The organism is Sphingomonas ginkgonis, from assembly GCF_003970925.1.
GTDB classification, from domain to species: Bacteria; Pseudomonadota; Alphaproteobacteria; order Sphingomonadales; family Sphingomonadaceae; genus Sphingomicrobium; species Sphingomicrobium ginkgonis.
The window spans coordinates 48,837-64,392 of the sequence record NZ_RWJF01000001.1 but is presented as its reverse complement, the minus strand read 5'-3'; the positions used below and the strand labels follow the sequence as shown (position 1 = coordinate 64,392).

17 protein-coding genes and 1 pseudogene are annotated in these 15,556 nt (G+C 70.7%); 10 read left to right on the top strand and 8 right to left on the bottom strand.

Annotation, left to right across the window (positions count from 1 at the left end; genetic code table 11):
• Positions 1 to 146: 146 nt before the first annotated feature.
• The 4 genes from HMF7854_RS00355 to HMF7854_RS00340 form a co-directional block, all read right to left on the bottom strand.
• On the bottom strand, positions 147 to 362 hold the full coding sequence (locus HMF7854_RS00355) for a hypothetical protein (protein WP_126717294.1): 216 nt from the start codon (positions 360 to 362) through the stop codon (positions 147 to 149).
• 318 nt (positions 363 to 680) lie between these two features.
• On the bottom strand, positions 681 to 1,148 hold the full coding sequence (locus HMF7854_RS00350) for an MAPEG family protein (protein ID WP_126717293.1): 468 nt from the start codon (positions 1,146 to 1,148) through the stop codon (positions 681 to 683).
• A 76-nt stretch (positions 1,149 to 1,224) separates the two neighbouring features.
• Complete coding sequence (locus HMF7854_RS00345; protein WP_185829101.1) at positions 1,225 to 2,262, bottom strand: glycosyltransferase; 1,038 nt, start codon at positions 2,260 to 2,262, stop codon at positions 1,225 to 1,227.
• Between the two features lie 175 nt (positions 2,263 to 2,437).
• Positions 2,438 to 3,808 carry a hypothetical protein gene (locus HMF7854_RS00340; RefSeq protein WP_126717291.1) on the bottom strand — a complete coding sequence of 457 codons (1,371 nt, stop codon included), beginning with the start codon at positions 3,806 to 3,808 and terminating at the stop codon, positions 2,438 to 2,440.
• A 161-nt stretch (positions 3,809 to 3,969) separates the two neighbouring features.
• Between HMF7854_RS00340 and HMF7854_RS00335 the strand changes: the two genes are divergently transcribed.
• Positions 3,970 to 4,788, top strand: a complete 819-nt coding sequence (locus tag HMF7854_RS00335; protein ID WP_126717290.1) for a prolyl hydroxylase family protein — start codon at positions 3,970 to 3,972, stop codon at positions 4,786 to 4,788.
• An 8-nt stretch (positions 4,789 to 4,796) separates the two neighbouring features.
• Here the strand turns inward: HMF7854_RS00335 and HMF7854_RS00330 are convergent, their stop codons facing one another.
• The 3 genes from HMF7854_RS00330 to HMF7854_RS00320 form a co-directional block, all read right to left on the bottom strand.
• Positions 4,797 to 5,207, bottom strand: coding sequence for a BLUF domain-containing protein (locus HMF7854_RS00330; RefSeq protein WP_126717289.1), 411 nt, complete (start codon positions 5,205 to 5,207; stop codon positions 4,797 to 4,799).
• A 100-nt stretch (positions 5,208 to 5,307) separates the two neighbouring features.
• On the bottom strand, positions 5,308 to 5,895 hold the full coding sequence (locus tag HMF7854_RS00325) for an arylesterase (protein ID WP_126717288.1): 588 nt from the start codon (positions 5,893 to 5,895) through the stop codon (positions 5,308 to 5,310).
• Between the two features lie 168 nt (positions 5,896 to 6,063).
• A complete protein-coding gene (locus HMF7854_RS00320; RefSeq protein ID WP_221766390.1) occupies positions 6,064 to 6,297 on the bottom strand; it encodes a CsbD family protein in 234 nt (77 codons plus the stop codon).
• Between the two features lie 96 nt (positions 6,298 to 6,393).
• Here HMF7854_RS00320 and HMF7854_RS00315 point away from each other — a divergent pair, with 96 nt between their 5' ends.
• The 6 genes and pseudogenes from HMF7854_RS00315 to HMF7854_RS00290 all read left to right on the top strand — a co-directional run bounded on the left by HMF7854_RS00315 (position 6,394) and on the right by HMF7854_RS00290 (position 11,791).
• Positions 6,394 to 8,745, top strand: a complete 2,352-nt coding sequence (locus HMF7854_RS00315; protein WP_185829100.1) for a hybrid sensor histidine kinase/response regulator — start codon at positions 6,394 to 6,396, stop codon at positions 8,743 to 8,745.
• A gap of 95 nt (positions 8,746 to 8,840) precedes the next feature.
• Complete coding sequence (locus tag HMF7854_RS16150) at positions 8,841 to 9,713, top strand: aminoglycoside phosphotransferase family protein (protein WP_126717286.1); 873 nt, start codon at positions 8,841 to 8,843, stop codon at positions 9,711 to 9,713.
• A gap of 64 nt (positions 9,714 to 9,777) precedes the next feature.
• Positions 9,778 to 10,086 carry a hypothetical protein gene (locus tag HMF7854_RS00305; protein ID WP_126717285.1) on the top strand — a complete coding sequence of 103 codons (309 nt, stop codon included), beginning with the start codon at positions 9,778 to 9,780 and terminating at the stop codon, positions 10,084 to 10,086.
• A gap of 56 nt (positions 10,087 to 10,142) precedes the next feature.
• Complete coding sequence (gene arsC, locus HMF7854_RS00300) at positions 10,143 to 10,562, top strand: arsenate reductase (glutaredoxin) (protein WP_126717284.1); 420 nt, start codon at positions 10,143 to 10,145, stop codon at positions 10,560 to 10,562.
• Positions 10,559 to 11,232 (top strand): annotated as a pseudogene (locus HMF7854_RS00295) (aquaporin). Before arsC ends, HMF7854_RS00295 begins: the two are co-directional and overlap by 4 nt.
• 43 nt (positions 11,233 to 11,275) lie before the next feature.
• Entirely contained in the window at positions 11,276 to 11,791 is a 516-nt protein-coding gene (locus HMF7854_RS00290; RefSeq protein WP_126717283.1) for a hemerythrin domain-containing protein, read from the top strand.
• Positions 11,792 to 11,865: 74 nt separating this feature from the next.
• Here the strand turns inward: HMF7854_RS00290 and HMF7854_RS00285 are convergent, their stop codons facing one another.
• Positions 11,866 to 13,734 carry a ribonucleoside-diphosphate reductase subunit alpha gene (locus HMF7854_RS00285; RefSeq protein ID WP_126717282.1) on the bottom strand — a complete coding sequence of 623 codons (1,869 nt, stop codon included), beginning with the start codon at positions 13,732 to 13,734 and terminating at the stop codon, positions 11,866 to 11,868.
• Between the two features lie 578 nt (positions 13,735 to 14,312).
• On the opposite strand from HMF7854_RS00285, the gene HMF7854_RS00280 reads away from it, so the two are divergent.
• The 3 genes from HMF7854_RS00280 (at position 14,313) to HMF7854_RS00270 (ending at position 15,469) form a co-directional block, all read left to right on the top strand.
• Complete coding sequence (locus HMF7854_RS00280) at positions 14,313 to 14,489, top strand: YdcH family protein (RefSeq protein WP_239016773.1); 177 nt, start codon at positions 14,313 to 14,315, stop codon at positions 14,487 to 14,489.
• A gap of 93 nt (positions 14,490 to 14,582) precedes the next feature.
• Complete coding sequence (locus HMF7854_RS00275) at positions 14,583 to 15,221, top strand: Bax inhibitor-1/YccA family protein (RefSeq protein ID WP_221766460.1); 639 nt, start codon at positions 14,583 to 14,585, stop codon at positions 15,219 to 15,221.
• 5 nt (positions 15,222 to 15,226) lie between these two features.
• Entirely contained in the window at positions 15,227 to 15,469 is a 243-nt protein-coding gene (locus HMF7854_RS00270) for a TFIIB-type zinc ribbon-containing protein (RefSeq protein ID WP_126717280.1), read from the top strand.
• The last annotated feature ends 87 nt before the right edge of the window (positions 15,470 to 15,556 follow it).

Genomic DNA, 15,556 nt, shown 5'->3' with positions numbered 1-15,556 from the left:
CTCAGTCCGTCACGCCGTAGGACGATAGTAGAGTGCGAGTGAGAGGCATGGACGTCGCGAGAACCCGTGCCAATCCGGTTCGCCGTGGTCGAGCGACGCGTGCGGCGGGAAGCTCCGGGCGCGGGCGTGCGCGGCGCTGGCGACGACTATGCCGCTGCGGTTGGCCTGCTGTTGTCCCGCCGTCCGGATGGCGGACGAGCCTGGGCGGTGGCGATCGGCCTTACGGCGAGGTCGAGCAGCCGCTGGCGATAGCCGGACAGGAGCTGCTGGTGCGCGCGCCTCGCGGCGGCATGGCTTGCCGTGGTCACACGCTCTTCCTGCTGGGCGATCCGTCGCTCCAGATACGCTACATCGTTTTCCATCAGGGTCCCCACCCGTTGGAGTACGCTCTCTTCCTTGCGACTCCGAATAGCATGAATCCGGGTTATCGCCGAATCCGTTAAACCGCGGACAATCGGTTGGGTTAACAACCTTGTGTCGGGAGGGGAGCCCCGGGGCTGCGCCGCGCCGCTCCCCGACCTGCCGCCGGCGGGCTCGGCGCTGGGGAAGGCGGAGCGGGCGCTGTCGCCGACGACCAGCATCGGGGTAGAGACCGAGCGGGTGGACGTCGGCGGCTGGTCGTCCAACCGAGCGATGCTCCGGTCAGGATCAAGCTGTCAGGCGGGAGGCCCGCCGGCACGTCAGATCCCGAGCGCGGCGAGCAGGCTTCGGCCGGTCAGGTAGAGGAGGATCAGCGATCCCGCCGTCCACAGGGCGGCGCGAACCTCGTGGGTCTGCTTGGTCAGATAGGCGAGGAAGTGGAGCAGCCGCGAGACGACATAGCCGTAGAGGAGCAGCCGGGCGGCGAGCAGCGAGGGGCTGGTCAGGATGTAGAGGAAGCCCGCGGCAAGGAAGAAGGGGATATTCTCGAGATCGTTGAGCTGGATCCGGCGGATCCGCTCGACCCCGTCGTTGGGTTCGAGCTGGGCGGGGCTCGGGTGGGGGTTGAGCGGGGTCCGCCGCAGGTCCTCGGGCGAGCGGAAGCCACCGTTGGCGCGGATCATCCGGACTACGGTCAGCCAGGACATGGCGATAACCTTGAGGATCATCAGAGTCGCGGCGACGGCATAGGTCGCGAACAGCGGATCGTCGAAGCGCAGGCTGGCCATGGTTTCCCCCCTCTTGCGAGCGGGCGCAGACTATCCAGCGCGCGCCGGGTCGCAAGATGGGGGCGGTGGCGGGGATTCAGCCGCTGCGGCGGAGAACGAGGCGTCGCATCCGCTCGAACACGCCGAAGCCGAGCAGCCGGGGAAGGAGGAAGCGGGCGTCGTAGGATGTCCGCATCTGGAGCAGCCGCGCCCAGCGATTGCCGGGCGAGGCGGACCAGAAGTTGGACGTCAGCCGTCCGTGCAGTCGCGCGCGCCGGAACCAGCGCTCGGTGCGGGGATGGAGGGTCAGCCCGCTGCGCCGGGCGACGGCGAGCGTATAATCGACCTGGTCCACGAGCTCGCGCCCACTCGAACTGATCTTGCCCTCGCGGCGGCGGAGTTCCTCGCGCTCGCTTGCGGAGCGGACGGTCAGCGACTGCGGGAGCAGGCGATAGGAGATGAGGCTTTCCGGAACCCGGTGGATCGTCTCGCCGCGAAGCAGGATGAGCGCGCTGGCAAGACCGTCCTCGACGAGGAGCTTGGCCGGCGGGTCGGGCATGTCGGCCCAGAAGGCACGGGGATAGGCTGCGCAGAAGCCGGGCACGGTCGGGACCACGCCATCGTCGCGCTGCGCCTGCGGCTCGTCCGCGAACAGCTTCTGGGTGAAGGGAGATGAAGGGAAGCTCACGTCCCCGCGCAGCAGCCGGCCGTCCTCGTCGATCTCGTCGTGCCACGACGACAGGGCTGCGGCGCCGGTTTCGACCCAGGCCGCGTGGAGCGCCTCCGCCCGGTTGGGATGGGAGATGTCGTCCCCCGCGGCGACCACGAGCAAATCGCCGCGAGCTTCCCGGGCGACGTTGATCAGGTGCTGGACGGTCCCGACATTGGCGGCTTCGCGGCGGGCGCGGACCCGGTGCGGACCGCGATAGTTGCGCGCCTCCTCGGCCATGATCGAGAAGGTCGAGTCGCTCGAGCAGTCGTCGGACAGGATGATCTCGACCGGCGGGCCGACCTGGGCGAGCGCGCTGCGCACCGCCTCGCGGACATAATCCTCCTGGTTGAAGGCGACGAGACCGATCGTGACCCCCGGCGTCGCCGCCGGCGCGTCGGTGCGGGCAAGCTCGAGGTCAGCCATCGGCACGACCGCAGGCACCCTGCTCGCGGGCATCATCAACCATCATCAACGCAAACTCACCAAGCTGCCAATTGCTTCAGCAATATAGCGAACGTCAGCTTCCTGCCAGTCGCGACAGGGCGGCGCAGATTGCCGTTGCGGCCCGACGGCTCGCAGGGAGCGTGGGCAGCGTCGTTCAGGCCGGCCGGCGCGACGGTCTCCACTGCGCCCGCGCGGCGGTGGTGGCTTGGGCGAGGAGGTCGGCGGCGAGGAAGGTGGCGAGGAGGAGGGCGGTGTAGCGGTAGCGCAGCGTCGGCTGGACCATGGCGTAGGGGAGGATCGTCACCACCAGCATCAGCGCGGCGTAGCGCCGGCGGCGGTCGCCGAGGGCGAGCGCCCAGCAGGCGCCGAGGAAGCCGAGTCCGTAGGCGAGCCAGCTGGTCGACTGTTCGGCGCGCTTCAGCAGCAGCTTGGCGGGCGAGTCGGGGTGCCAGTCGGGCGGGGGCGGGATCGGCTGCCAGTACCACAGCGGCGGGAAGAGGAATTCGACGAGGTGCCGCCCGGCGATCCGCAGCGCCGCGCCCGGATGCGCGCCGATCCAGGCCTTGGCCCCGTCACCGAGCGCCTGGTTGTAGGGAATTTCGCCCCCCATCGCCCGCATCCGCCGGAAGTTGTCGGGCAGCGCGGGGTGGATCTGGTTGACCCGGTTGGCGAAGACGTCGCGCTGGTCGGGGCGGACCGCGAGCGGATGATAGGCGATCGCCAGTTCCAGCCCGAAGTTGGAGCGGAGCGGAATGAAGGCGCCGAACTGCCGTTCGTTGCGGATCGTCCAGGGAAGGATCAGGAGCGCCAGCGCGAGGACCGCCGCGCCGATCGCCAGCGGCCAGCGGCGCCACGGCAGGCGCGTCGCCATGAACAGGAGGGTGGCGGCGTAGAGGCCGCAGCCGATCTGCGGGCTGACGAAGAAGGCGAGCGCGGCGAGCGCGGCCATGCCGGCGATCGCCCGGGCGCCCGGCGCGGCGGCGCGGTCGAGGCGCAGCAGGAGCCCAAGGTAGAGCGCGCCCAGCGTGACCGCGAGACCGCCCTCCCACGCCTTGAACCAGTAGGTCTCGAGCTCGAAGTTGGTCGGCAGGAGGCAGAGGAAGGCGAGCGCGCCGAGGCGCGCCCCGCGCGGCGTGCCGATCCGGGCGAAGGCCAGATAGGCGAGCAGGAAGCCGGCCGAGACCAGCAGCATGCTCTGCAGCGCGAGCAGCAGTTCCGCGGCCGGGCTGTGCACGCCGAGCAGGCGGTAGACCAGCCCGGCGATCAGCGGCGTGGTCGGGAGGAGATGCGCGGTGGCGCCCTGCCCGACCTGGTAGGCGTCGCCGAGCACGCCGCTGGTGGCGACGCTGGCGGCGGCGCGGTCGGCCTCGTAGAGGCTGAAAGGGTAGAGGCCGAAATGGGCCAGGTAGAGCAGGCGCAGGAGGAGACCCGCGGCGACGATCAGCAGCGGCAGGACGGCCGGACGGGCGAGAAGCGAGGGCGCGCGAAGGGGTTGCCCGGCGAGGACCGGGACATGGCGGGTCATGAGGGGGGAGGCTCGCGACGGGAAGGGGCGACCTTCCTGTTGCCGTTACAAGAACTTAGCAAGCATCAATTAAATGCTTTAAGTTAAGTTGCCGGTTAAGTCGGCCGCGGCTGCCGTCCGCGATGGTGGCTCCTTCCGGCCCATCGCGCTAGGACGGCGCGATGACGGCAAGCGATCTGGCAAGTGAGGCGGTGCTCGAGGCGGTCGGCGCGGGCCGGCCGCAGAACTGGGCGCGGGCGTTCACGCTGCTCCGCGCGGCGGCCGATGGTGGCGACGAGCGGGCGGGGGCGCAACTGGCGGTGCTGGGGAGCGACGCGGCAACGGGCGAGCGGCGCGACCCCGACATCGCGGCGCTGCTGAGCTTTCCGGCGCCGGTGCGGATGAGCGAGCAGCCGCGGCTGCGCAGCATCGCCGGGTTCGCCAGCGCGGCGGAATGCGACTGGCTGCGCGGACGCGGGACGCTCGGGCCGGCACGGGTGTTCGACCCGGCGACGGGCGAGGTCGGCACCGACCCGCTGCGCAACAATGCCTGCGCCGAACTCGAGCTCGACGACCTCGACGTGGTGACCCAGGTGGTCCGCGCGCGGATCGCCGCGGCGACCCGGCTGCCGCTACCGGTGTTCGAGAAGCCGCAGGTGCTGCGCTACCGGCCGGGCGAGCAGTTCAAGGCGCATGTCGACTATCTCGGCCCGGCGAGCCCGGCCGCCGACGGGCAGCGGATCGCCACCTTCCTCCTCTTCCTCAACGAGGATTATGCGGGCGGCGAGACCGAGTTCCCGTCGATCGGCGTGCGGCACCGCGGGCGGACCGGAGACGCGCTGTTCTTCGCCAATGTCGACCCGGCGGGACGGCCCGACCCGCTGACGCTGCACGCCGGCAACCCGCCGCGCGACGGGGAGAAATGGGTCTTCTCGCAGTGGATCCGCGACCGCTCCTTCACCCCGCTCGAACGGCTGCCGGCGGCCTCACCGGCGGGGTAGGACCGGGGTCAGGCGGCGCTCTGGATCTGCGCGAAGCCGGTGAACTGGGCCTTGAGGTTCTTGTCCGCGATCGGGCCGACCAGCGCCTCGACGATCTCGCCGAGCGAGGCGCCGTCGGCGGCGCAGCCGCCGGGGAGGAAGCCCATCGCCCAGTCGGGGCACTGCCGCTCGCTGGTCTCGCGCCGGTCGAGCGTCACCACCGCGAAGTGGCGCGGATCCCGGCCGATCCGGTGGAAGCAGCGCTCGACCACCGCTGCCGGGCCTTCCAGCAGCTGGAGGAAGCGGTTGCCGCCGGCGACCAGCAGCCCGGTGATCCCGTCGGCACCATTGTTGCGGCGCGAGGCGGCGAGGATCTGGGTGCACTCCGCCTCGTCGAGCGGGCGGCGCATGGTGCTGATGTAGACGAGACGCAGGTACATCGGACGACTCCGGGCAGGGAGGAACAGCCTCCCGGCCTAGCCCGGCGCGTTTAACGCGAGGTAAACCGCGCGACCTGATCGGTGGTACCGCGGCGGCAGCTCAGGCGGCCTCGCTGCGGTCGTCGCCGAGCGCCGCCAGCACCGCCGGGAGGAAGGCCGCGGCGATCTGCTCGATCGCCCGCGCGTTGGGGTGAAGCCCGTCGGCGAGCACCAGCCCGGGGCGGCCGAGCACCCCCGGCGGGAAGAAGGGAGCGAGCGGCACCCGGTGGCGCGCGGCGACCTCGGCGTGGATCCCGTCATAGTGGCCGGCGACCGCGGCGAGCAGGCGGGGCACCTCGAAGCCGGCGAGCAGGACGGGGATCCCGGCGCGGCCGAAATCGCCGACGATCGCGTCGAGGTTGGCTCGGCTGCGCGCCGCGGGGATGCCGCGGAGGAGATCGTTGGCGCCGAGCTCGACGATCGCGAGGTCGGGGCGGCGGGTGAGGCCGGAGAGCAGCCGCGGCAACCGCGCCCGGCCGCTCTCGGTGGTGTCGCCGAACAGGCCGGCGTTGCGGACCGCGGCGGCCGGGAAGCGCTGGCGGAGAAGGAGCTGGAGGCGGGCGGCGAAGCTTTCCGCGGGGGCAAGGCCGTAACCCGCGGTCAGGCTGTCGCCGAAGGCGAGGACGAAAGGCTTGTCGGTGGGGGTCATCGAGCCAAGATAGGGTGCCGGTTCAAGGGTTTAACCCTAGCACGCGATCCCGCCGCGACGAGCGGCGGAGCGGCAATGCAGGCAGCGCGAGGCAGCAAAAAGGGGCCCGGCGACAGGCGCCGGACCCCTTCTCGTTCGATCGATCCCGAAGGGGATCGGGGGACGGGACTAGCGGTCCTTATCGTCGTCGCCGAACACCTCGCGAGCCTTGTCCTTGACGCTGCCCCAGGCGTTCTGGAGCTTGCCTTCGCCCTGGTCGGCCTGGCCTTCGTGCTTCAGCTTTTCGTCGCCGAGCAGGCTGCCGGCGCCTTCCTTGAGCTTGCCGCCGGTCTGCTTGAGGCTGCCTTCGGCGCGGTCCTCGTCGATGCCGATGCGGTCGTCGTCGCGGTCAATGTCGTTCATGACGCTCTCCGTTACTGATATGATGGTTGAACGCACCGGCGCGCAAATGGCCTCATGACACTTCCGCAAGCCGCAAAAGCCGCTACAGTCGGAGCCATGACGGGGGACGAAGGCGCCGGCGGTAAGGGCGTTGCGAACAGTCCTGGAGCGGCGATGGAGCCGTTCAGCGCGAGCCAGATCCTGGCGGTCGCGGACGCGCTGCCGATGCCGATTGCGGTGGTCGACCGCAATCTCCGCTACCGCTTCGCCAACGCGATGATGGCGAGCTTCTTCGACCTGCCGCGAAGCGCGCTGATCGGCCGCTCGATGCGCGAGATCCTCGGCGACGAAATGTTCGCCAACCGCTCCGCGCTGCTCGCCGCGGCGCTCGGCGGGCAGCGGCAGTGGTTCGCCTCCGAGTTCGAGCATCGCAGTCGCGGGCTGCTCGCGGTGCAGAGCGAATATATCCCGCAGACGGGCTCGTCGGGCGAGGTCGAGAGCATCGTCGTCATCATCCAGGACGTCACCGAGCAGCGGGTGGCGGAGCGCGCGCTCAAGGAAAGCGAGGCGCGGTTCCGGCGGATCGCCGACTTCGCCCCGGTGCTGATGTGGGTGACCCGGCTCGACCGCAGCCGCGACTTCGTCAACCAGGCCTATCTCGACTTCGCCGGGCTGCGGCCGGACGAGGTCCACCGCCACGACTGGAAGGCGTGGATCCATCCCGACGATTTCGCGCGAATCGCGCAGGAGAGCCTGGCAGGCGAGGCGTCGCGCCAGCCCTTCACGCTCGAGGGCCGGTTCCGCCGCGCCGACGGCGCGTGGCGCTGGCTGCGCAGCGTGTCCAGCCCGCGCTACGGCCCCGACGGCGAACTGGTCGGCTTCATTGGCGCCGGGTTCGACATCACCGTCGCCAAGGAGGCCGAGCTGGAGCTTCGCCGGCAGGTCGCGGCGCAGACCGCGGAGCTGGGCGAGAACGAGGCGCGGCTGCGCGGCATCTTCGACAGCGTGCGCGAGATCATCGCGCTGCTGAAGCCCGACGGCACGGTGGTCCAGCTCAACCGCACCCAGAGCGACTGGCGCGACCCCCGCCCCGAGCAGGCGGTCGGGCAGAAGATCTGGGACAGCCCGACGATGACCCTGTTCCCCGAGCACCACGAGCTGCTGGTCGACGCGGTCGCGGTGGCGGCGCGCGGGGGCGAGTTCAGCCGGCAGATCGAGATGGCGCGCGACGGCCAGGCGACGGCGCACCTCGACATCTCGCTGCGCCCGGTCGCGGGGGAGGACGGGGCGGTCACCTACATCCTGTTCGAGGCGCGCGACATTACCGAGCTGAAGGCGGCGCAGGAGCAGCTCCGCCAGTCGCAGAAGATGGAGGCGCTCGGCCAGCTGACGGGCGGGATCGCGCACGACTTCAACAATCTGCTGACGGTGGTGGTCGGCGGGCTCGACCTCATCAAGAAGCGGGTCGAGGACCCGCGGCTGCTGCGCTACGCGAGCAACGCGCTGGAGGCGGCCGAGCGCGGCGCCCGGCTGACCGCGCAACTGCTGGCGTTCAGCCGGGTCCAGCGACTGGAGGTCAAGCCGGTCAAGGTCGCGCCTCTGATCGAGAACATGCGACCGCTGCTGCGCAACGTGCTCGGGCCGGGGATCGTCAAGAACTTCGACCTCGACGGCGACCCGGTGACGGTGATGGCCGACCCGACCCAGCTCGAGCTCGCCGTGCTCAACCTCGCGATCAACGCGCGCGACGCGATGCCGGAGGGCGGGCGGCTGCTGTTCCGCAGCGTGCAGCTGACGGTGCGCGGCGATTCCGAGCTGGAGGACGGCGACTATGTCGAGCTGTCGATCGCCGACAGCGGGACGGGAATGAGCGAGGAGGTGAAGGCGCGCGCGTTCGATCCCTTCTTCACCACCAAGGAAGTCGGCAAGGGCACCGGGCTCGGGCTGTCGATGGTCTATGGGGTCGCGCGCCAGTCAGGCGGCACCGCGCGGATCGAGAGCGTGGCGGGCGAAGGCACCACCGTCCGCCTCTATTTCCGCCGCTCCGAGGAGGACGAGGCAATCTCGGCCGACGGGCCGCGGCTGGAGGCGCGCGACGGCAATCAGGCGCGGGTGCTGGTGGTCGACGACGACGCCGACGTCCGCCACTTCATCGCGGTGACCCTGGACGACCTCGGCTATGCGGTGCGCGAGGCGGGCGACGGGCCGGCGGCGCTGGACGCGTTCGAGCAGGAGGCGCCGGACCTGGTGGTGCTCGACTTCGCCATGCCGGGCATGAACGGCGCCGAGGTCGCCAAGGCGCTGCTCGGGCGGCGGCCGGGCCAACCGATCCTGTTCGTCTCGGGCTACAGCGACACCGAGGAGATCCGGCGGGTCGCGCCGGCCGCGCCTTTGCTCGCCAAGCCGTTCCGCTCGCAGGCGCTCGACGCGGCGGTACGCGGCGCGCTGGACGGGACGGTGGCGGCCTAGCCGCCCGGGCGGAAGCGCCGGCGGCGGGGGGGCGCGGGAGTGGCGGACAGGATGGCGAGGAGCGACGGCGCCGGGCTCATCAGCCCCGGGCGGAAATGACGACGGGCGGGGAGCGGCGGCCGCTGGCCGAGGAGCTCGCCGCGGCGAGGGCGGCGGGCGCGGCGGCGGGGCTGGCGGCGGCGCGGCCCGAGCTGCTCCACCTCGGCCACCACAGCAGCTTCCGGCTCGATCCCTGGCCGGTGGTCGCGCGGGTGGCGTCGGGCGGCTCGTTCGACGGGTCGGACGCGGGGCTCGCGCGCGAGCTGGCGGTGGCGCGGCACCTGGCCGAGCGGGGCGCGCCGGCGGTCCGCCCGTTCGCGGCGGCGGCGGCGGCGGCGGCGGCGGACCGGCCGTGGCAGGGCGCGGGCTGCGGCGTGACGCTGTGGGCGCTGGTGGAGGGCCGAACGGCGGAGACGGCGGCGGAAATCCGGGCCGCGGCGGACGCGCTGGTCCTTGTCCATGCCGCGCTGGACGATTTCGCGGGTTCGCTGCCACCGCTCGCGGACAAGCTCGAGGGTTGCGCCGCCATCCTCGCCGACCCGGCGCGGACGCCGCGGCTGGCGGCCGCCGACCGCGCCTTCCTCGCGCGGGAGGTGGAGCGGCTCGGGCGCGCGATCGGGGTGGCTGGCGGTCGCGACCGGCCGCTGCACGGCGACGCGCACCTCGGCAACGTGCTGGTGGGTGCGGCCGGCGCGGTGTGGCTCGACTTCGAGTCCGCCTGCCGTGGGCCGCTCGAGTGGGACGTCGCCAGCCTGCCCGCGACGGCCTGGCCGCGCTTCCCCGCGGCGGAGCCGCGGCTGCTTCGGCTGATGGGCGAGCTGCGCAGCCTGTGCGTCGCGACCTGGTGCTGGGCCGAGTATGAGCGGAGCGCGGCGAGTGCGGAGGCGGCGGCCTACCATCTGGCGCTTCTGCGCGGGCGGAGCGCCTGAGCCGCCGGGCGAGACAGGTCGTTGCGCAGCTGTTATGACCGTCCGATCTTCCGGGGAGCGGGCGATGCATGTCCTGGCCGCGAGCGAGTTCTGGCCGACGCTGGCGCTGGCGGCGGGGGCGGCCTTCCTGGCCAGCCGCGGCGTCTTGCGGCTGCTGCGCGGGCGCGGGCTCGGGCTGCGTGAGGTGCCGATCGCGCACGGCGCCTCCTTCCTCCTCTGCTACGCGCTGCTCGTCGCGTGGCGCTCGGGCGCGGGCGAGATCCACTGGTTCGCGGGCCATATCGCCTTCATCCCGCAGGTCATCCTGTTCGTCCTCGACCTGCTGCGCTGGCGCGACGGGGAGGAGGAAGGGGAGGTCGGCGACCCGTCCTGAGCCGGGGAGACGCGGACCGTCATCAAACTGCAACGATCGCCGGCGAAGGAAGCGCGATGGACGTCATCATCTTCCACAACCCGGACTGCGGGACCTCGCGCAACACACTGGCGATGATTCGCAACGCGGGCGTCGAGCCGCATGTCGTGGAATATCTCAAGACGCCGCCGAGCCGCGCCCTGCTGGCGAGCCTCGTCGAGCGCGCCGGGCTGACCCCGCGCGAGCTGCTGCGGACCAAGGGCACCGACGCGGCCGAGCGCGGGCTTGACGACCCGGGAGCGAGCGGCGAGGCGCTGCTCGACGCGATGGCCGCGAGCCCGGCGCTGATCAACCGGCCGCTGGTCGTCTCCCCGCTGGGCGTCCGGCTGTGCCGCCCGTCGGAGCGGGTGCTCGACCTCCTGCCGGCGCAGCAGGGCGCCTTTGCCAAGGAGGACGGCGAGGCGGTGGTCGGCGCGGACGGGCGGCGACCGGGGTGAGCGCGGCGCCGGGTCTCGCCCGCCGGCTCGCCGCCGAGGGGCTGGGCAGCTTCCTGCTGTTCGCCTGCGTGATCGGCTCGGGGATCATGGCCGAGCGGCTCGCGGGCGGGATCGACGCGGTCGCGCTGCTCGGCAACACGGCGGCGACCGCGGCGATGCTGTTCGTGCTGATCACCATGCTGGGGCCGATCTCGGGCGCGCATTTCAACCCGGCGGTAAGCCTGGTCGCGGCGGCGCGGCGGGAGTTGGGGGGGGCGAGGCGGCGGCCTATGTCGCCGCGCAGCTGGCGCTCGGGACGCTCGGCGCGCTGGCGGCGCACCTGATGTTCGAGCTGCCGCTGCTGCAGCTGTCGGCCAAGGCGCGGAGCGGCACCGGGCAGTGGCTGGGCGAGCTGCTCGCGACCTTCGGGCTGGTCCTCACCATCCTCGGCACGGTCCGGCAGCGCCCCGCCGCGGTGCCGGCGGCCGTCGCGCTCTACATCGCCGCGGCCTATTGGTTCACCTCCTCGACCAGCTTCGCCAACCCGGCGATCACCGTCGCCTGGAGCCTCACCGACAGCTTCGCCGGGATCGCCCCGCGCGACGTCCCGATGTTCATCGTCGCCCAGCTCGGCGGCGCGGCGCTCGGCGCGGCGGCGGCGCGGCTGCTGTTCGACCGACCGGCGGCGTGAACCCTTGCGCTCCGGCCCGCGTTCGGCGGGGAGGAGACTAACCATGGACATTGTGCAGCTGATTGCCGACGACCACCAGGAGCAGCGGCGGCTGTTCGGGCTGATCGAGGAAATGGGGAGCGGCAATCCGGAAGGATTGAAGGCGGTGTGGCAGCGGCTGCGCGTGCTGCTCGACGTCCATGCGCTGGCCGAGGAGCGGCTCTTCTATCCCGCGCTGCTGAAGCTGGGGAAGGGCGCCGACGGGGAGACCCCCGAGGACGAAACCCGCGACGCGATCAAGGACCATAACGAGATCCGCGACGCCGCTGCGGCGGTCGACGAGCACGAGCCGGGCTCGGCCGAGTGGATCGAGGCGGTGGCGGCCGCCAACAAGGCCAACAGCGACCATCTGGCGGAGGAGGAACGGCAGGGGCTGACCGACTTCCGCCGCGACGCGGATCGCGAGCTGCGCCACCGGCTGGGGGTGGACTTCATCGCCTTCGGCTCCGCGCACCTGACCGGGCGCGGGGTCACGCCGCACGACCGCGACCCGGACGCCTATGTGAAGCGGAACGGCTAAGGCCCGGAGCGGGGTCTCGCGCCGGGCCTCAGTTCATGGTCTCGCGGAAATGTTCGCGCCGCTGATCCAGGGGATCACTGGCAGGCGAGGCATTCGTCATAGTCGGTGGAGGACGCCAGCTCGTACTTGGGCGCCTCGACGGTGTTGTCCGCCTCCACCCCGCCCGCGAAGCCGGCGCGCTGCACCGACTTGGAGCGGAGATAGTAGAGCGACTTGATGCCCAGCTCCCAGGCGCGGAAGTGGAGCATCATCAGGTCCCACTTGTCGACGTCGGCCGGGATGAACAGGTTCAGCGAGGTGGCCTGGTCGATGTAGGGCGTGCGGTCGGCGGCGAGCTCGATCAGCCAGCGCTGGTCGATTTCGAAGCTGGTCTTGTAGCTGTCCTTCTCCTCCTGGCTGAGGAAGTCGAGGTGCTGGACCGAGCCGCCCTGCTCGAGGATCGAGTTCCACACCTGCTCGCTGTTCTTCGACTTCTCGATCAGCAGCTTTTCCAGATAGGGATTGCGGATCGAGAAGCTGCCCGACAGCGTCTTGTGGGTGTAGATGTTGGCCGGGATCGGCTCGATGCAGGCCGAGGTGCCGCCGCAGATGATCGAGATCGACGCGGTCGGCGCGATCGCCATCTTGCACGAGAAACGCTCCATCACCCCCATGTCGGCGGCGTCGGGGCAGGGCCCGCGCTCGACCGCCAGCTGCATCGAGGCTTCGTCGACCTGCGCCTTGATGTGCTTGAAGATGCGCAGGTTCCACGACTTGGCCATCGCGCCCTCGAAGGGGAGGCCGCGGGCCTGGAGGAAGCTGTGGAAGCCCATCACGCCGAGGCCGACCGAGCGTTCCCGCTCGGCGCTATACTTGGCGCGGGCCATCTCGTCCGGCGCGCGGGCGATATAGTCGGACAGGACATTGTCGAGGAAGCGCATGACGTCCTCGATGAACGCCTTGTCGCCGTTCCACTGGTCCCACGTCTCGAGGTTCAGGGAGGAGAGGCAGCAGACCGCGGTGCGGTCGGCGCCCAAATGGTCGCGGCCGGTCGGCAGCGTGATCTCCGAGCAGAGGTTCGAGGTGGTGACCTTGAGCCCGAGGTCGCGGTGATGCTTGGGCATCGACCGGTTCACCTGGTCGATGAAGATGATGTAGGGCTCGCCGGTCGCCAGCCGGGTCTCGACCAGCTTCTGGAACAGCGAGCGGGCGTCGACCGTGCCGCGGACCGACTGGTCCTTGGGGCTGCGCAGCGCGAACTCGGAGCCGTCGCGGACCGCTTCCATGAACTCGTCGGTGATCAGCACGCCGTGGTGCAGGTTGAGCGCCTTGCGGTTGAAGTCGCCCGAGGGTTTGCGGATCTCGAGGAACTCCTCGATCTCGGGATGCGAGATGTCGAGGTAGCAGGCGGCCGAGCCGCGGCGGAGCGAACCCTGGCTGATGGCGAGGGTCAGCGAATCCATCACCCGGACGAAGGGGATGATCCCGCTGGTCTTGCCGTTGAGGCCGACCGGCTCGCCGATGCCGCGGACGTGGCCCCAGTAGGTGCCGATGCCGCCCCCCTTGGAGGCGAGCCAGACATTCTCGTTCCAGGTGCCGACGATGCCGTCGAGGCTGTCGGACACGCTGTTGAGGTAGCAGCTGATCGGCAGCCCGCGGCCGGTGCCGCCGTTGGACAGGACCGGGGTGGCCGGCATGAACCAGAGCCTGGAGATATAGTCGTAGATGCGCTGGGCATGCCCGGCGTCGTCGGCGTAGGCGGCGGCGACGCGGGCGAACAGGTCCTGGTAGGATTCGCCGGGAAGCAGGTAGCGGTCCTTCAGGGTTTCCTTGCCGAAGTCGGTAAGGAGCGCGTCGCGCGAGGCGTCGGTGGTGACCTCGAACCGGCGCGAATCGATCGCCTTGGACGAGCCGGCGATCGCCGTATCGTCGCTCGGAACGTTGTTGCCGCTTGCGAAATCCATACGCCTCTCCGTCCTTCAGGGCCCCCGTGGGCGGCCCGTCGTTCCCTAAACGTTCGACTCGGGTGAACGGCCCGAGCCTAGTCCTTTTCGAGCGGGCCGCGCGCCTTTTCTGGCGCCCATCCCCGATATCCACAGGGCATGAGGAAGCTCATCCCGGGAATATGGTGCTCCCCGGTTCAGACACAATGTGTAGAGAGCGTCCCCCGACCTGCTACGACATATAGTGCCATAGGTAGCGAGAGACGCAAGCGGGTAAATGCGGGTTAAGAGTGGATTTTGCGACGAGGCGTGAGCCGCGAGCCACGCTTCCCGCGGCGCCCCCGAGGGGAAATCCCGCCACGGGACAGGCAGGCGGCCAGCATAACGGTTCGTCGCATCGGGGTTGAAGCGCGAGCAGAGCTGCACCAGATATTGGAGGCGGACCGGGCCCCTCTGGCGCGGCGCGGCTTCCCAGACGGGAGCCCTGCCACGTGATGTCGGACCGCATCGGAGATTCCGGTGCGTCTGGCGGGTCCTTTCCCTCCCTCATCAGGCCACCGGATCTCCGATCGAACCCTTTGGTTTGACGAGGAGACACGATGATGAACCCGCGAATCTACCGGCTGACGGAGGTTCACCAGCGGATCGACGCCGCCCTCCGCAGCGAGCAGCGGCGGCGCTGGCAGGACCCGTTCCAGGTCGCCCGGCTCAAGAAGCTGAAGCTCAGGGTCAAGGACCTGATCCACCGCACCAGCCTCCAGCCGAGGAGTGCCTGAGCCATGAACCCGCTTCATGACCCCGCCCTCCGCGGCCCCGCGCCCCTCGGCCGCGGGGCCGGCGTTGGCGTCGACGCCGGGCTCCGCCGCCACATGCTGTCGATCTACCGGCACATGGGCGTCGGGCTGCTGGTCACCGCCGCCGTCGCGCTCGGCGTCGCGGCGACCCCGCCGCTCGCCGCGCTGATCTTCGGCACCCCGCTCAAGTGGGTGGCGATGTTCGCCCCGCTCGCCTTCGTCATGTTCATGAGCTTCCGCTTCGAGCGGATGAGCAGCGGACAGGTCCGCGCCGCCTTCTACGGCTTCGCGGCGGTGATGGGCGTCAGCATGGCGAGCCTGTTCCTGGTCTTCACCGGGCAGAGCATCGCGCTCGCCTTCGCCAGCGCGGCGGTGATGTTCCTCGGCATGAGCCTGTGGGGCTACACCACCAACCGCGACCTCACCCGCATGGGCAGCTTCCTGATGATGGGCCTGCTCGGGATCATCGTCGCCAGCCTCATCAACCTGCTGGTCGGGTCGAGCGCGCTGCAGCTGGCGGTGAGCCTGATCGGCGTGGTGGTATTCACCGGGCTGACCGCGTGGGATACCCAGCGGGCGAAGGGCGAGTATCTCGCCTACGCCGGCAGCGGCGAGACCGAGAAACTGGCGCTGTTCAGCGCGCTGTCGCTTTACCTCAACCTCATCAACCTGTTCCAGCTGCTGCTGAGCTTCATGGGCCAGCGGGAGGAGTGACGACGATGCGCTGCCCGAGCTGTTCGGAGCCGCTCAGCATGAGCGAGCGGCAGGGGATCGAGATCGACTATTGTCCCTCCTGCCGGGGGGTGTGGCTCGATCGCGGCGAGCTCGACAAGATCATCGAGCGAAGCGCGGCGACCGCCCCGGCGGCCGCGGTGCCGGTCGCCGCGGCGCCCTCGCCCTTGGGCCCGTCGCCGCGCCACCACAAGCGCCGCAAGAGCTTCCTCGAGGAGCTGTTCGACTAGAGGCGACCGCCGGCCCGCGACCGGGCCGGCGGCGCCGACCTTCACCATGGCCGTCCGGGCCCCTCTGGCGCGAGGCCGCGACGAGCG

What these genes read in the sequence shown, in the direction of transcription:
- HMF7854_RS00275 (WP_221766460.1), top strand. Translation starts at nt 14,583, where the DNA reads ATGCTGTCGATCTACCGGCACATGGGCGTCGGGCTGCTGGTCACCGCC.
- HMF7854_RS00330 (WP_126717289.1), bottom strand. Translation starts at nt 5,207, where the DNA reads ATGTACCTGCGTCTCGTCTACATCAGCACCATGCGCCGCCCGCTCGAC.
- HMF7854_RS00270 (WP_126717280.1), top strand. Translation starts at nt 15,227, where the DNA reads ATGCGCTGCCCGAGCTGTTCGGAGCCGCTCAGCATGAGCGAGCGGCAG.
- HMF7854_RS00325 (WP_126717288.1), bottom strand. Translation starts at nt 5,895, where the DNA reads ATGACCCCCACCGACAAGCCTTTCGTCCTCGCCTTCGGCGACAGCCTG.
- arsC (WP_126717284.1), top strand. Translation starts at nt 10,143, where the DNA reads ATGGACGTCATCATCTTCCACAACCCGGACTGCGGGACCTCGCGCAAC.
- HMF7854_RS00280 (WP_239016773.1), top strand. Translation starts at nt 14,313, where the DNA reads ATGATGAACCCGCGAATCTACCGGCTGACGGAGGTTCACCAGCGGATC.
- HMF7854_RS00305 (WP_126717285.1), top strand. Translation starts at nt 9,778, where the DNA reads ATGCATGTCCTGGCCGCGAGCGAGTTCTGGCCGACGCTGGCGCTGGCG.
- HMF7854_RS00285 (WP_126717282.1), bottom strand. Translation starts at nt 13,734, where the DNA reads ATGGATTTCGCAAGCGGCAACAACGTTCCGAGCGACGATACGGCGATC.
- HMF7854_RS00350 (WP_126717293.1), bottom strand. Translation starts at nt 1,148, where the DNA reads ATGGCCAGCCTGCGCTTCGACGATCCGCTGTTCGCGACCTATGCCGTC.
- HMF7854_RS00320 (WP_221766390.1), bottom strand. Translation starts at nt 6,297, where the DNA reads ATGAACGACATTGACCGCGACGACGACCGCATCGGCATCGACGAGGAC.
- HMF7854_RS00335 (WP_126717290.1), top strand. Translation starts at nt 3,970, where the DNA reads ATGACGGCAAGCGATCTGGCAAGTGAGGCGGTGCTCGAGGCGGTCGGC.
- HMF7854_RS00340 (WP_126717291.1), bottom strand. Translation starts at nt 3,808, where the DNA reads ATGACCCGCCATGTCCCGGTCCTCGCCGGGCAACCCCTTCGCGCGCCC.
- HMF7854_RS00290 (WP_126717283.1), top strand. Translation starts at nt 11,276, where the DNA reads ATGGACATTGTGCAGCTGATTGCCGACGACCACCAGGAGCAGCGGCGG.
- HMF7854_RS00315 (WP_185829100.1), top strand. Translation starts at nt 6,394, where the DNA reads ATGACGGGGGACGAAGGCGCCGGCGGTAAGGGCGTTGCGAACAGTCCT.
- HMF7854_RS16150 (WP_126717286.1), top strand. Translation starts at nt 8,841, where the DNA reads ATGACGACGGGCGGGGAGCGGCGGCCGCTGGCCGAGGAGCTCGCCGCG.
- HMF7854_RS00345 (WP_185829101.1), bottom strand. Translation starts at nt 2,262, where the DNA reads ATGGCTGACCTCGAGCTTGCCCGCACCGACGCGCCGGCGGCGACGCCG.
- HMF7854_RS00355 (WP_126717294.1), bottom strand. Translation starts at nt 362, where the DNA reads ATGGAAAACGATGTAGCGTATCTGGAGCGACGGATCGCCCAGCAGGAA.